The organism is Parapedobacter composti, from assembly GCF_900112315.1.
Taxonomy (GTDB): domain Bacteria; phylum Bacteroidota; class Bacteroidia; order Sphingobacteriales; family Sphingobacteriaceae; genus Parapedobacter; species Parapedobacter composti.
Genome location: NZ_FOLL01000001.1, coordinates 321,770 through 337,709, shown reverse-complemented (window position 1 = coordinate 337,709; position 15,940 = coordinate 321,770). Strand labels below are relative to the sequence as shown.

6 protein-coding genes are annotated in these 15,940 nt (G+C 50.6%); 1 reads left to right on the top strand and 5 read right to left on the bottom strand.

The window, feature by feature from the left end; all coding sequences use genetic code 11:
- Positions 1 to 3 precede the first annotated feature (3 nt).
- From BM030_RS01205 to BM030_RS01190, 4 genes are read right to left on the bottom strand one after another with little or no spacing between them, the layout of a single operon-like run.
- The gene (locus tag BM030_RS01205) at positions 4 to 1,695 is read right to left on the bottom strand and encodes a fasciclin domain-containing protein (protein ID WP_090970244.1); all 1,692 of its coding nucleotides are present in this window, start codon (positions 1,693 to 1,695) and stop codon (positions 4 to 6) included.
- Between the two features lie 29 nt (positions 1,696 to 1,724).
- The gene (locus BM030_RS01200) at positions 1,725 to 3,218 is read right to left on the bottom strand and encodes a RagB/SusD family nutrient uptake outer membrane protein (RefSeq protein WP_211657488.1); all 1,494 of its coding nucleotides are present in this window, start codon (positions 3,216 to 3,218) and stop codon (positions 1,725 to 1,727) included.
- 17 nt (positions 3,219 to 3,235) lie between these two features.
- A complete protein-coding gene (locus BM030_RS01195; RefSeq protein ID WP_090970240.1) occupies positions 3,236 to 6,499 on the bottom strand; it encodes a SusC/RagA family TonB-linked outer membrane protein in 3,264 nt (1,087 codons plus the stop codon).
- 12 nt (positions 6,500 to 6,511) lie between these two features.
- Entirely contained in the window at positions 6,512 to 8,716 is a 2,205-nt protein-coding gene (locus BM030_RS01190; protein ID WP_090970238.1) for a fasciclin domain-containing protein, read from the bottom strand.
- Between the two features lie 580 nt (positions 8,717 to 9,296).
- Here BM030_RS01190 and BM030_RS01185 point away from each other — a divergent pair.
- Positions 9,297 to 13,025 (top strand): hybrid sensor histidine kinase/response regulator transcription factor, encoded by a 3,729-nt coding sequence (locus tag BM030_RS01185; protein WP_090970236.1) that lies wholly within the window; start codon positions 9,297 to 9,299, stop codon positions 13,023 to 13,025.
- Here the strand turns inward: BM030_RS01185 and BM030_RS01180 are convergent.
- Complete coding sequence (locus tag BM030_RS01180; protein WP_244518593.1) at positions 13,022 to 15,937, bottom strand: glycoside hydrolase family 2 protein; 2,916 nt, start codon at positions 15,935 to 15,937, stop codon at positions 13,022 to 13,024. The two genes, BM030_RS01185 and BM030_RS01180, sit on opposite strands and share 4 nt — an antisense overlap.
- Positions 15,938 to 15,940 lie beyond the last annotated feature (3 nt).

The window sequence follows — 15,940 nt, the reverse complement described above, 5'->3', positions numbered from 1 at the left end:
ATATTAATTGGCTGGCCGTTGTACGATTTCGCCGTTGGGTTGAAACTTGGGATACAGTTGATCCATATCAACCGGTATAAAATGGATCATATCCCACCAGGTTCCATTAGCATCTCCGCCGCCGGCGATGCCTTCGAAGCGCAGGATGTGTCTGTCCGTGGTTTCCACGTCTATGGTTCCCAGAAGACGCCCTACAAAGTTATTGCTGGAGCTGTTGGTATGGCGTTTGAAGCCGAGTGCTTCCATCTCCCCTTCCGGCGTATTCCCTATATTATACTCAGCCATATTCAGCGTTCTGGGCAAGGGTACACCGTTAAAATACCCTTGCATAATGGGCGCACGTGGATTTGTACGGTAACACACCCATACTTTATACCTCCCCCGGACAAGCAGCGGTGTGGTAAATTCCACCCAATGGTTACGGATATTGGTCGTTCCGGACATGGGAATCATTATCCGGTCGCCCCAGAAGTGGCCTTCACCGGCATTGGCCTGGTACTGAATATGGTCCCGCTCCCATCGGATGGCTTCGAGATGGCTTCCACCCTGTGCCAGGTTAACCGTATGCACCAGGCTTCCATTCCTGAAGCCGGGCAACCGCCTAAATTCCGGCTGGTCGGCCAAGTCCCAATACACCGGTATAGGGCTGCGTAACTTGATATTGAAATGTCCCTGTGCGATATGCAGCACGCCATTGGTGGCCGACCGGTCGCTGGCAGCCGGGTCAATACCGATGCCGGGTTCGTGCATCCCGTTGAAGATATCATCGTTAATCAACACCTCCTGGCCCATATATTTCGATGTGATGACCTCCAATGGTGCCCATGTGGGGTGGGATGTCCGGCTTACAATATCGGCCAGGTAGCGTGCATCAGGCAACACATGATAAGCGACATAGAGATACAGGCTGTCGGTCGGGTCGGCCGGATTACCGGTATGGCTGAACCGTTCGCGCAAGGCTTCATAAGTGGGGAAGCCGGCTTCGGCCAAAACAGCATCCGGCTCCACCAACACGGTGAACCAACGTCTTACGCTGTCGGGATCGGGGTTTTCAGCAGGGAGCACATTCAGCCTGTTGTACCATCCGGTTTCATGCAACGCCCGTGCGAAAATCTGCAGGTCGGGGTTCGACTCAATGAGTTGCGCGACGGTCTGCGTGGCGGGTTCCAACACCTGGTCTATCGCATGGATTATTCCATTGTTGACGGCGATATTCCCTTCTACCAGGTTTGCCTGCCGGTTAATAACGGTATTACTCACTCCACCCACATTGGCTACACCGGTTACCAAGTGTTGCCCATAATACGTCAACCGGTTCAGCTTCCCATCCGTGAAGGCTGTGGTACCGATGGTATCGGGCAACAGGTGGAACAGTACCAGATCGCGTAATTCAGCGGCGGTGAAATCGGATGCCGATTGCTTTCCTTTCCGCTGATAATATGCCCTCACGCCCTCATTGGTTGGGGCAAAAATGGTATATAGCCCATAGGCGTTCAGTACACTGGAGACATTTGCAGCGTCAAGAATGGCCGCAAACTCCGAGAATTTATCCGGATTGGCTTCGAAATAGCCCGTTATGCTGACCTGCTCAGTGGTTTCGACCACGATATTCTCCTTCACGCAACCCAGGATCATCCCCAAGCATGCGAATACCAACGCCAATACGTTGCTGGATATTTTTTTATGCGTTTCCATATCGAACTAATTTTATGTTTACATGCTTACTATCTGTAAAATGGATTCTGTTCCATATAGGGGTCGCGCTCAAGCTCATCGACAAAGACCGGTAGGTAATGCGCGTTCGGGTCCCTGAATTTGTTACGTACTGAGTTGAAGCTGTTGGCCTCCACATTCACCAGTACCGCTTCCAACAGGGTATTGATCCCGGCATAGTTGTTTCGCTTTGCATAGCGGAGTAAGTCAAACCAGCGCTTTCCTTCAAAAGCAAACTCCCTTGCCCGTTCCTGCAGGATAAAATAAGCGATGTCTTCTGCCGAATTGGGCGAGGGATTTAAATCAGTCGTTTCCAATGCATATGCACGCTCCCGGATTTGATAGACGAGTTCAAGCGCTTCCGCGCCGCGGTTCAGCCAAGCCAGAGCCTCGGCTTTCATGAGCAGAACATCCGGGTAGCGGTACACAAACCAATGGGCGAACGACTCATCGGCGGTCCGGATTCGCATATCCTGCTGCCCACCGGAAGCACCGGCGAATTTCCAGATGATCATATCGGAACTCCGTACCGCCGCGCCGTTACCCCGGCGATCATAATTCTCGATATTGATAAGGTCGTACGTATAGATTTCCTCCATCACCAGCTCGCTCGCCGTAAACCGACGGTTGGCATTGATCAAGGCGTTAAAAAACGGATTGAGCTTGCCCCGGTGGAACTGAAATTCGAAGATACTCTCGTTTGAATTACCCTCGTAAAACACGGTATTGAACCACATGGATTGGTTTTCGGCGTTGATGAGTCCGAAACGCCGGGAGTCGATAACCTTATCGCACGCAGCGAGCGCCTCTTCAAACCGGTCTTCCCACAGGAAAACATCGGCCATCAAGGTGTGTACCGCATATCTGGTTATCCGTCCCTTATCTTTCGCTATCGACCCATGCGACAACGGCGCATGCTGTTCCGCCCACTGCAAATCGCTCACAATCTGCGCATACACTTCTTCTTTCGTATTCTTGCCTTTCCGTTCAATGGCTGCATCGTTGTAGGTTGGTGTCAACTGAAGTGGCACTTCGCCGAAGGTGCGATAAAGGTAAAAATACAATAATGCCCGAACCGCATAGGCCTCGGCTTGGTAAGCTGCCAGCTGCTCCTGGGTAAAAGTGGGGTCGTTTTCGAGCACCAGGGGTGCGAACGCGATGACTGTATTGCAAAGGTTTATGGAAAAATACAGTTGCCCCCAATGGCTGAGCGCATTGGACGGAAGCATATTTCCCCGCATGAGATTCAGTTCTTCTATTGTAGCAAAGCCGGTATAGGCAACCATATCGGCTCTCAGTTCGCCCCACGCGAAGAGGTTGGTTACCAGCCGGTCTTCCAGCAAGGAGGCATAGATGCCGTTTACAGCCACAGCGACCTGCTCCTTGGTTTTCCAGAAATCTTCCCGGATCAGACCGTCTTCCGGCTTCAATTCCAGCCACTTGTCGCATGAGGCGGTCAGCAATACAACAAGTGCTATGCCGACGTAGAATATATTCTTTATCATTGCCATTTTGTCATCGATTAAAAGCCCGCCGAAATCCCGAACAAAAAGTTTTTCGTGGGGGGTGTTAAATTATTATCCTGCGCATACCTAAAAGGGTCTACATTGCCCCGGATGCTTATATCCGGATCCTGCCCGGTATACCGGGTCCAGGTAAACAGATTTTCAACCGTGGCATATAAGCCCGCACTCCGCAGTCCCAGCCTGTTCAGTAGCCTGTTGGTCAGATTGTACCTCAGGGTGACGGACCGTAAGCGCACAAACGAGGCGTCTTCTACATAGCGATCGGAGCCCAGCCAGTTATAACCGCTCCGGTACAGCGCGCGGGGTACATCCGTCTCGTCGCCCGGATTGCGCCACCGTTTCAATACGGCGGTGCTTTGGTTATCAAAATCGAACATGTTCGTGGTATTCATCATCCCGCCGTTGATCATATCGTACTTCAGCCGGTAGCTGAAAAATGTCATGAGCCGGAGGTTTCCTTTGTAGGTGACATTAAAGCCAAAACCGCCGGTATACTTGGGTACGGTATTGCCGATATACACCATATCGTTTTCATCGATATTACCGTCGTGGTTGATGTCTTCATACATGGCATCGCCGGGCTGGAACACATAATCGGTAAACGGGTAATTGAACCGCATATATACCGGCTGCCCGTCCAGTCCGGTGATGGGGTTTCCGTTTGCATCTCTGGCGACGGTGGCTTCTTCGTCTCTGTACACGCCTTTGTACCGGAAGCCATAGATCGACCCGAACGGATTCCCGATTTGCAGATAGGTTTTATATACCCCGTTCTCACCAATGCGCGCATCGTTTTCGCGCGGGAAAAACTCCGACACTTCGCGCACCACGTTGTAGTTACGGGCAATATTGAAGTCGACGCCGATACTCCAGTTTTCCGAACGGAAAGGTTGTGTGTTCAGCATGAGCTCCCACCCTTGGTTATCCATGGTTCCCACGTTGAACGTGGCTGTGTTGTAGCCGCTGTATGTGGGCAGTCGAAGGTTGTTGAAAATCAAATCTTTTGTACGGTTTCGATAGAGTTCGCCATCCAACCGGACACGTCCCTTGAACATCCAGAGATTGAAGCCGATGTTGCTGCCCACGAGCGTCTCCCACCGGAGGTTGCTGAGCTCGATGTTGGCCGGGAACACGGCCGCTTCATCGAGGTAACTCCATGCGTAGTTGGCATACCTATTATAGAACATGTAGTTGTGCTGTGGTGCTTTACCAGCTTGGCCATAGCTGCCACGCAGGCTGAGGTCATCCAGCCAGTGCGCATATTTTTCCATAAACGGTTCGCCGGAAATCCGGTAGCGGGCCGAAACGGCAGGGAAATAACCATAGCGGTTTTCGGGGCCAAAGCGGGAATTCCCGTCCATGCGGATGCTTCCGTTGATGATGTACCGATCTTTGAACCCATACTGGGCGTTCAGCAGCACGCCGATATTGCGGTATTGGTCGCCAAAGGCATTCAGCGCCCCGGTAATCTGCCTGCCCGGGATAGCCGGATCACGCAGGACGGACGACGCTGTATTGGAACTCCGTGCGGAGCGGAACAGGTTGCGATCGTCCTGTGTCTGGATGGAGAGCAAGGACTGCAGCGTATGCTCCCCTTTCAGTTGCGGGGTATACAACAGGTTCAGCTTAGACGCCACGGCGATGAAGTCATTTTCTTCGTCGGTAGCCAGGTTTACCACCGTTTCGGTAAACGGCCGGCCCGTGGCATCCTGCGGCAGGAAGCTGTTGTATTTTGTATTGTTGATGTCGAACTGGAGGTCAAACGTGGTAAACAACGTTCGGGGTATGATGTCATATTGGAGGTTAAACCGCGGGGTAATCCGCTGGCCAATCTGGCGACCGTATCCCTGTTCGGCCATGGCTAAGGGATTGTAAGTTCGTGAATATTGCCCTTGGATATTTTGTGCAGGCGAGAAATAAACGGGCGTCTGTAGTCCGTGTTCGTCATATTCATAGACCGCCATGTTGGGCATTTTGATGTAAGCGACGCCTCGTATTCCGCCTGTATAATTCAGCCGGTTGTTAATGTACGCATAGGTTACGTCCGTCCGGAACCGGAGGCGTGACGACACCGTGTAGTCCAAGTTGATTTTTGTGGTAATCCGGTCCAAGTTTGTCCCTTTGGTGGTTCCCACGGTGTTCAGGTAGCCTACAGAAGCGTAGTACCTGGCCTTCTGTCCACCTCCGGTCATAGACAAGTTATGGTCATGCGTATACCCGATTTGGGTGATTTCCTGAATCCAATCCGTGTTGCGGCTGTAGTTGTGATACCAGTAGGGATCGTTGGGATCGTAAAGGAATTCCTTATTGTTTTGCAGGTTTAACGGCAGCCCATTAGCATTCATCACCATCTCTGGCACCAGCATCGAATACTGGTCGCCCGTGAGCAACGGAATAGCCTGAGGTTGCTGATGTACGATGCCCCGCAGGTTATAGGTAACCACGGGCTTACCCAGCTGTCCCCTTTTCGTATTGATAATCAATACACCGTTGGCAGCACGCGCACCCCACACGGCCGTGGAGGCAGCGTCTTTCAGTACCGTGATATCCTGGATATCCGCCGGTGTGATATTCAGCAATTGCGCGTATCCCTGCTCATCGGCCGAGCCGAAATTGAAGTCTTCCGGTATAGATACTTCATACGGCATCCCGTCCAGCACGATAAGCGGGTCGGCCGAGCCGTTAATGGATGCTGTACCCCGTATCCGGATGGACATGCCCGCGCCGGGGTCGCCGGAAGTGGCACCGAAATCCACTCCGGGGAGCCGTCCCTGTAACGCCTGGTCGATAGAGGCCGCGGATAGTTCCTCCAAATCCTTGGCACTAACCCGCGATACGGCTCCAGTGAGATCCCGTTCTGCAATCTGCAGCCCTGTGCCGTAGTCGATCTTCGGTCTGGTTTCGGCTACAATAGACACCTCTTCCAGGGCGGTTTGCGCAGGGTTTAACCGGAAAACGATGAACGTCCGGTTGTTGATATTCTGCACCGCTGTCTGATACCCGATAATGGAGGCGCTGATGCGGTGACCCGGTGCTACTCGGAGCACGAAGTTACCGGTCATATCGGAGGTAGTGCCGGAAACCGTGCGCCCGTCTTTGTCCAGTTCAACGACGGATGCTCCGGCAATCACATTCCCATCAGTATCCTCTACCCGGCCCCTAACGGAAATCTTCTCCGACGGCTGGCCCGCCGTCATTGCCGCAAGCAGCAGGAATACCAGTAAGAGCGGATATTGTATCGATTTTACTCGTTTGTTCATGGAAAAAAGCGTTTAATTTCGGTAATTCAATACATGGTTAATGGAATGGATTAATGTCCGGTTCGACAAATTATTGCTGAAAGCCGCATCGGCCTGCGTCACATTGCCTTGTTCGTCGCGGAACGAAAGTTGCCCCACGCTTTTGGTCACCGTAATGTAAGTGGGGTCGCCGAGATCAGTTTTGTACAATGTGGCGACCGCCATCGGGTCATCACTCCGGTTATCCAATGCCACGGTACGTCCATCCAGTATATGATACTGGAGGAAACGGGACACCTTATCCGCATTCGGACCAACCGGCGGGGTAAAGTTGGGGACACCGGTGGCCGGATCGCCCGGTAAATCGCCCCGTCTCACTGCATCTTCTATCGCAGCGTTGGAAGGCGCCAACACGGTATACATGACACCGGCACTCGTACCGTTCAGTTGCTTGGTAGTGGCGTTGTACCGGGAAGGCGAATTCAATAAAAAGTTGAAAAAATGGCCGTATGTCTGGGGATATTGCGCCGCCAGCTTTTCGATATGAAAACCAATCTCATTTTCTGTAAATTGTAATATTCCTTTGGTATAATATACGGTTCCATTAACGGTTGTCTTGACGCTGTCAATAGTGACCACCGTACCGTGGTCTTCATTCCCCGCTGCGAATACTTGGTTATTCCGGTATTTGATGTATTCTTCGTTGAAAGTTTGCAGCACCCCTTCCCCGCTGAGGTCCGTGATGTTCTGCTGCACCACCGCCGTCTGCAAGATGCGGAGTATCCTGTTTTGGGGAACGATACCTGACTGAACTACGTCATTAACCGTATATGTCCAGGCATCGGTGTTCGTATTGAAGTCGTAACCAGCACCCCGTATCTGCGTATCAGACATCATGAATACCGAATAGTTGAGCAACGGGTTGGTCATGGAAAATCTGATACCAGCGGTTCCCACCGCTCTGTTCATCAACAAATATTTAGGATCCAGGTAGATCTTAGAATACACGGTACGGAACACATTGGCTTCCTGCACTTTATTGGTTCCGTAGAAAAAGCCATTGCTGGCAAGTTTCCGTTCGACAAGATGCGAGCGGTCAAAAGAGGCCAGCTCCTGATGCGCGTTGTATACCGTATGGAATTTGCTGGGCCATAGGTTTTGCCCCCACATGTGTGCATTAATTAAATCGACCAAAATAGATGTGGGCGCCCGATCAAACGAGCCGTAATGCATCAAAATACCTTCCGGGCCATGAACGTACGCATGCAATGCTTCGTTTTCCGGCGCCACAAGTGCGTATCCTTCCATCTGCCCCGCTGTCGTGTTATTGATATGGTTTTCATTGTTCAGCGAAAAGGCCAAATCAGGGCTGTAAATCTTGGTGTATACCGAGTCGGGCTGACCTGTCAGGACGCGGAAGCGATGCGTAATGTCAGCATTACCTTCATACCTGACCAACAATTCATCCAGCAGTTGCTTGAAATAGGAGTACTTCGGATTCGCAGCCAGATAATCTTCAATACTCGGTAATGGCAGTATCACACGATCCACTTCATGGATAACGCCGTTTTCTGCCAAAATATCCGGCGTGACCACCCCGGCGCCCGCTACGTTAAAGCCGGTGTAAGGCCTATCGGGATAAAAGGCATTATAGTCTTCGGCTGTCAATTGCTGGGCATCCATAAAACTCTTCAGAAAAAAAGGAATATGTTTATAGTTGTTGTCGCCCACATTGTAAAATCCGAGGTTGGTATTATTATTGATGATCCGCGGGTATCGAAGCGAGGGGCCGGGCTTTACAAAATCGTAATATGCGGTCTTGCGTTTATAGGCCAGCCTATCGATTGCCCCTCCCGGCTGTTGGTACTGGTGCAACTGGTCGCTCCGGTAGGCGTTGTACGCCAATGCATACTTGACGATTGCCGTTGCGGTAACATCGTCGATATCGTCTACGCTGGCCAGTTGATTCTCAGCTAAAAATAGCCGAAAAGCTTCATCGTTGGGTGCAAAAAGCGTCCAATAGCCGGCCTTCCCCAACGTATTTGTATAGCCTGCTTTTTCCACTACTTTGAGGAAAGACGTGAAATTACCCCGGGATTCCAATTGTTGATAAATGGGATCGGCCAACCAATCAGGGCGACCGTACATTTCGTCCCATGCTTTGTCTTTGCAGGCATTAAACAGTACCGCGGTGCACCATAACACCGCGAACCCTAGAGCTGTGTATCTTCTTGTCATTCTTCAGGTCTTTAAAAAGACGTTAGTACTTTTCAGTTTAGTTGGCAAGTACAGGGCCGGCATTCCCTGTCATCTTTACGGCAATCACATGCGTTTTAGGTCGCTCAAAATAGGCTCATGAAGAGGCCACCCAGAAACACCTTCTCAGGGTATGCCCAGGCTATGCAGGCAAACTGCGGGCAACGCCCTCGGCCTTCCTGCCGCGGCATCATACCGGACACTCCCGATTGAGTTCCGGCCGCTAAAAATCCGGCCTACCCAAGTAGCATGAAAGATTTCCTTTTCGTGAAGTTTTGAAGTACATTATCATAACATAGCAATTGGTTTAATTTGTTGCACTTTTTGTTCCCTCTCCGTTGGACAACCACCAAGAATCAGTGACTTATGCAAACGTACGCAGAACAGCGGCAAGGGATAAGTAATAATCATTCAAATTTCCGGTAAAATTGTATCTCCATCGAAAAAGTGTCTATAACACAATAATGCATGATAGTACGGGATGCATGTTTCAACTGGATATGTTATATTTGTGATAACCAATTATCGCTAACCAGTCCATATCGGATCTAATTATAGGCTCATGCGTTATCGCTACTTAACCCTGTTTTTACTACTTTATGCGCCGTGGTCCATAGGCCAGTCGCTTAACCTGAGATTCGGGCATATCACGTCAGAGGACGGCCTGCCGCAAAATACCATCCATGGTATTGCGAAAGATAAATACGGGTTTATGTGGTTCGGAACGTGGTCCGGTTTATGCCGGTACGACGGATACCGGTTCAAGATATACCGGTATGACCCTGAAAACCCCAAAAGCGTCAATAACAACCGTATCCACAACATCTTGAAAGATAACAACCAAGATATCTGGGTGATGACGTTCGATGAACAGATACTTTGCAAATACAATTACGAGACCGACGATTTTGAGCGTGTTCCGCTGGAGCGCGTGCCTGATGACATACAAAAGTCGATCTTCCGGAAAAACCATCACCAACATACCACTTTCAAGTTCAAAGATTACGAATGGCGACTTGAACGCCGCAGTAATACGTTGGTAGAAACTTATCTCCCCAGCAGGGAAATCAAACGTTATTCGGCGAATCCCGGTATCCGTGGGTCACTGAATGATTCTTACGTAAGCGATGTTTATCTCGATGATCAGGATATCCTATGGGTAGGCACTTACAGCAACGGCATTAACAAGGCCAACCTGAATGCCAATCCGTTCCATTACCATCATTTTGACCCCACAAGCAACCGCTCTATCATCGATGACAATGTGCGGACACTCTGTGAGGACAACGAGGGTAACCTGTGGGTGGGTACGCGGGATAAAGGCATCACCATTATCGGGAAAAACGGCACCTATCGGCATCTCCGGCACGATCCGGCTGACCCGCATTCGTTACGAAGCGACCAGATACGCAGGATTTACTGCGATTCAAGGGGCTGGCTCTGGATCGGCACCAAATCGGGTCTGGACTGCTACCTGCCCAAAACCGGAGAAATCCGCCATTATGACCAGCTTACGCCCGGTCATACCGCTGTATTCGGCATTATTGAAGATCGGCAGCAGTGTCTCTGGTTTGCAACCTGGAGCGGTATCTACCAATACTCACCGGCCACAGACAGCGTGATCCATTTTAATCCATCGGAAACCTTATTTACCGAACATACCTGGACCATTATGGAAGACAGCCACGGCAAGCTTTGGGTAGGGACGGAGGGCGGCGGGATCAGCGTCCTGAATAAAGACACCCCGGGAGAGGTTACACTTGTGGAACATTATATCCACAAGCGCGACTCGGCAAACAGCATCAGCGACAACCGCATTTATGTCTTATACGAAGACAGCGAGGGGTATATCTGGATTGGTACGGGGAACGGACTGGACTGCTATGATCCCCGACAAAATACGTTCCGGCGTTTTTCCATTTCGCCAAACGGACTTCCCAATGGGATGATAGCCGGAATCCTTGAGGATAACAATGGGTTTCTTTGGGTAAGTCACAAGGCCGGCATTTCGCGGATAGACAAGAAATCACTTTCCATCCGAAACTACTCGCAACAGGATGGCTTGCAAAGCAATGAATTTCTGGAAGGAGCAGCGTTGAAAAGCCGGTTTACCAACAACCTCTATTTCGGAGGAGCCAAAGGATACAATGTATTTAACCCCGACAGCATTACGTGCGACCAACGCCCGCCACAAATCGTGTTTACGGAACTTCAGATTCTCAACAAGCAGATTGGCGTAAACCGCGAAATCAACGGGCGAGTCCTCCTGGAAAAACCCCTCTACCTCACTGAGGAGCTCGCGCTCACCCACCGTGACAAAAGCATTGCCATAGAATTTGCTGCGCTGCATTATACGAATCCAGTGGGAAACCGGTACGCGTATATGCTTGAGGGTTTCGATGAAGACTGGATTTACACCGACGCTTCGCATCGGGTAGCCACCTATTCCAATCTTGCCGCCGGCAATTATGTTTTCAAAGTTAAGGCGTCTAACAGCGACGGCATATGGAACCCCGTGCCGAAAACGCTGAAGATTTCCGTTGCGCCGGCATTCTGGCTGAGCAAGTGGGCTTATGTGGTGTATGTACTCTTTATCGTATCGTTACTGTATGCCTATTATTATTATGTGGTACGGTACGCCAAATTGAAAAACAGATTGGCTTATGAAGCTATTCTCCATGAAAAAGAACGGGAGCTGCACGAAAGCAAGGTGCAGTTCTTCACCAACATATCGCATGAAATCAAGACGCCATTGACGTTGATTTTAACCCCGATTGAACAACTGACAACCTTTTGCAAAGATAATTTAGCCATCCAGAAGCAGTTGCAGACAATGAAGGAAAACGGTGACCGGCTTCTTAAGCTAATTAACCAGCTGTTGGACATGCGCCGATTTGAAACCGGAAATGAGCATCTGCTGGCCGAAAAACGTGATATGGTCAGCTTCGTGGAGGATACGGTGGAGGCGTTCCGGCCGATGGCCGAACAGAAGCACATTCAGCTGGAAACCGTCACGCCCTTGGCGGTGCTTGTCAATGACTTTGACGCCGACAAACTGGAAAAGGTTATTAACAACCTCTTGTCTAACGCGTTTAAATTTACACCGGAAGGCGGGGAAATACGGGTTTCGTTGACATTGGATAGGTCGTCATCACCGGAAGTGGCCGTCATAACGGTAAGCGACAATGGCATTGGTATTCGGGAAGACGAGATGGAACGGATTTTCCAGCCGTTCCAACGGGGGTCGGTAAATAAAAGCGATGGCACGGGAATCGGACTGGCATACAGCAAATCATTGGTTGAGCTGCATGGGGGGACCATTTCGGTATCCAGCAACCGCGGCAAAGGAAAACCGAACCGGACCACTTTTTTTGTGCGTATTCCGGTTACCGAAGATAACACCACCGAGCAGTTCCGCTTAAATGATTCGGGAGAAACCCCGCAGCTACGTGGAAAGCCAGATCTCCCTTTGGCGCACCAAGGCCAGCATACCCGAGTAGTAGACCCCAGCAAACCGTATACATTGCTTGTGGTGGAGGACAATGACGCCATGCGTCGTTATCTCAGCGACACCCTGAGCCATGAATACAACGTGCTGGAAGCAGCCAATGGGGCTGAGGGACTTGACCTAGCGCTTGCCCATGCGCCGGACCTGATTGTCAGCGATTACATGATGCCCGAAATGGATGGATTTGAATTATGCAGACGGGTGAAGGAGCATATGCTCATCAGCCACGTTCCGTTTATATTGCTTACTGCCAGAACACCTATCCAGTACGAAATTGAAGGCTTGGAAACAGGTGCGGATGATTATATCGTAAAACCCTTCAATTTGACCCTGTTGTTGCTAAAAATAAAAAACATGCTGCTGAATAAAACCCGGTTGCAGGAGAAATTCAAAACCAAGATTACACTGGAGCCCTCCGGCTTCAATCTTGAATCGCCGGATGAAAAGCTGCTTAAAAAGGTATTGAGTTTCATTGATGAACGGCTTTCCGACTCGGACCTGAATGTTGATGACATCTGTGAACACATAGGCCTGAGCCGAGCTCAGCTATACCGGAAAATGAAGGCGCTGACGGGTTTGAGCATCGTTGATATCGTCAAGGAAATCCGGTTGAAGCGTGCGAAGCAACTGCTTACAGACCGGAAGTTCAACGTTAATGAAATTTCTTTCCTTGTAGGTTTCAATGACCCGGATTATTTCCGGAAATGCTTCAAATCTCATTTCGGTTATTCACCATCTGAATACAGTAAGCATATGCTGGCCAAGCATGAACGACATACCTAATCGGTCAATACGTTGACTTTGGGCATCTCGAACTGCTTGTTCCCGTCATCCACCTTCGGTAAACCGAAGTAAAAATATACCCGTCGCTCAATCAGTCGGTTGTTCAGCCGGTTCGGTTCGCTGCTCGGCCCGAACCCACGGGGATCACTGGTGATGTTAAGTGCCAGTTTACCGCCAACAGGAGGGATATAATCCAAAAACGAAACGTCTCCACAGGGCAATACCGGATATGATTCAGGACCGGTGATGCCGTAAAAGTCAAACAACCTTACATACATGCCTTCTGTGGGAAAGCTAACATAAAATTTGCCCTCCACCGTGTTGAATTCCATCCACGAAACGTCAGCATAGTAGCCCTTGAACTCCGGATAAACCCAAGGATAACTACCGGTCTGTGTATTATTGTTCCGATTTTTCCAAACGCTATAAGTGGTCCCCTGCAACCGGTTTTTCCAGACTCGGTAAGGCCCCTTTCCGAGCCATTTAACGCCGAGTACGTAATTTTCGGGATAATTGAAGCTGACCCCGGCGAAGGGGTATTCGCCTTCTTCCAACTGGTAACCGTAACGGAGTTCCAGCCACCCGGTCTTCTCCATACGCCACGTGATGTACTTCAGGTTTCCGCTATAAGCGGCCGTCACTACAGCTGCACCATCTTCCATGGTATACTCCACCCGTTCAGGAAGGGCTTCGCCCTGCACAAGGACAGGTCCATTACGAAAAGACAAGCTTTTGCTGTTCACGTTACTCAGCCCGGCCAGCAAGCCGGTTTTCTTATGAATAGCCACACTGATACCATTGGCCTGCAGCAAGAAAACACTATCCATATCGCTAACCCGCACCACACTGTCTGCGGGTTCAGCAAAACGGTTTACAGCCAATTTTTCCGATGGCTGTATCTTCCACGTCCAGCGATAAACCTCATCCCCATGCGGATCAATGGCTCGCAGGGAAAGTGCATCATAATCGCGCCAGTTGCGCGGCAGATCCAGTAGCAACTGCCCGCTGTCTGCCGGTGCGATGGCGGGAAATGCCGCATTCCCCCGGTGTTTAACCGTATAGCCGCTGCCCCCGGACAAAGGCAAATCAAAGTCGATCAGTTCCCAAGCTGCCGTACACGCGTCCAAAACAGTAAAATGATAGCGATTTTCCACAGGTATCCGTCCTGAGAAATCAGCTGGCAAGCGCGGTAGTGATATGTTGATGGGCGAAAAAATTTCCCGTATGGCATTGACACTTCCCTCTTCTTCGCGGTAAGGCCCCACCAGTCCGTCCGGCGCATTTACGCCGTTGACATCGATGGTTTCTCCCTCATCGGTGCGCACAATCCCTTCATCAACCAGCGCCCATAAAAAGCCACCCGCACCCAACTTGGAGCGCCAATGCAACTCCCAGATATCTGCCAAGCCAGCCGCCCCGCCCCCATCGTCCTGCGCATGCAGGAACTCCGTGGTCATGTAAATATTGGTATCTGCCAGAATCTTTTCGGTACTGTAATAATCCTCATAATGGTTGCAGTCTATCCCGTTGAATGCATTTCCCGGGCGGTGATGAGCATGGATGACCGGACGGTTAGACAAGTCGTAGTAGCCGAAAACGGTATCCAGTCGGAAGTTATGCCCTCCTTCGTTGCCGTTGCTCCAGAAAATCACGGAAGGATGGTTTACGTCACGGATAACCATTTCCTTCACCAACTTAGCGCCGACTTCGGTGGAGTATGCCTGCTGCCAGCCTGCCAGTTCATCCAGCACATACAAGCCCAGTGAGTCGCAGGCGTTCAGGAAGGACCTGTCGGGCGGATAATGCGCACAACGCACGGCATTCATGTTCATGCGTTTTATCAGCTTGACATCATTCAGATCGATCGTTGGGTTGACCGATCGCCCGGTTTCAGGCCACCATACGTGCCTGTTCACCCCTTTCATCTTCACTTTAGTGCCATTGATGTATATGCCATCCTGTTTCCGTATTTCGACGGTCCGGAATCCGAATTTTTCCTGGCTGGAGTGAATAACCTGCCCTTCTTTTAACAACTGAATCCGCACGTTATACCGTGTCGGCGTTTCGGCCGTCCATAAGGCCGGGGCTGTCACTGCTGTCTTCAGCAAGGCGACAGAATCACCCAGCTTGACTGCGGCATTCGCGCTACCTACCGTCAAGCCATTGGAATCAAAGATTTCGCATTGCACCGAAAGATCGGCGGTGGCGCCCCCGATGTGAACCCGCATGGCAAACGTGCCGTCGGCCTTCGCATCGATTGCAGTCCAATCGATGAATGTGTGCGGAACAGCCTCTAGGTATACTGGCCTGTAAATGCCACCGAAAATCCAATAATCCGCCAATCGCTCCGCATTGTTTACCGAACGGTCGGCCGACATTTTACTGACGACTACCTCCAGTTGGTTCGAGCCATGGGCGTGAAGTTTATCCGTGATATCATACTTGAACCGATAAAAAGCTCCTTGATGTATGGGACCTGCCAGCTGTCCATTGATTTTAACTTCAGCATCGGTCATCACCCCTTCAAACACGATGAATACCCGTTTCCCGGGCCATCCCCTGGGCAGGCCGAACGCGTGCCGATATACCCCTTTTTCATCATGGAACCGGAAATTTCTGCCGTATGTAACGTAATCGCGTCCATAATTGTAGTTTCCATATCCCTGCTGCTCCCAGTGGGATGGCACCTCTATTTTACCCCATGTGCCGCTGTTCCTCCCTCCGGAACACCAAAAGTCCCATGTTACGGTATGTTCATTATCCGTACCGGAAAGAAAATGCACCTCCGTGGCGGGATGCTGGCAAAACGCCTGGTATGGAATACCCCCCATCATCCACAATACGAGAACCAGTACCGGAAATAGTTTCCGGGCGGCACGTAATACCGGTTTTCCGTTCGTTAGTGACATCATCGA

Excerpts from the sequence above, each read along its gene's own strand:
- BM030_RS01205 (WP_090970244.1), bottom strand. The coding sequence starts at position 1,695 with ATGGAAACGCATAAAAAAATATCCAGCAACGTATTGGCGTTGGTATTC.
- BM030_RS01200 (WP_211657488.1), bottom strand. The coding sequence starts at position 3,218 with ATGATAAAGAATATATTCTACGTCGGCATAGCACTTGTTGTATTGCTG.
- BM030_RS01195 (WP_090970240.1), bottom strand. The coding sequence starts at position 6,499 with ATGAACAAACGAGTAAAATCGATACAATATCCGCTCTTACTGGTATTC.
- BM030_RS01190 (WP_090970238.1), bottom strand. The coding sequence starts at position 8,716 with ATGACAAGAAGATACACAGCTCTAGGGTTCGCGGTGTTATGGTGCACC.
- BM030_RS01185 (WP_090970236.1), top strand. The coding sequence starts at position 9,297 with ATGCGTTATCGCTACTTAACCCTGTTTTTACTACTTTATGCGCCGTGG.
- BM030_RS01180 (WP_244518593.1), bottom strand. The coding sequence starts at position 15,937 with ATGATGTCACTAACGAACGGAAAACCGGTATTACGTGCCGCCCGGAAA.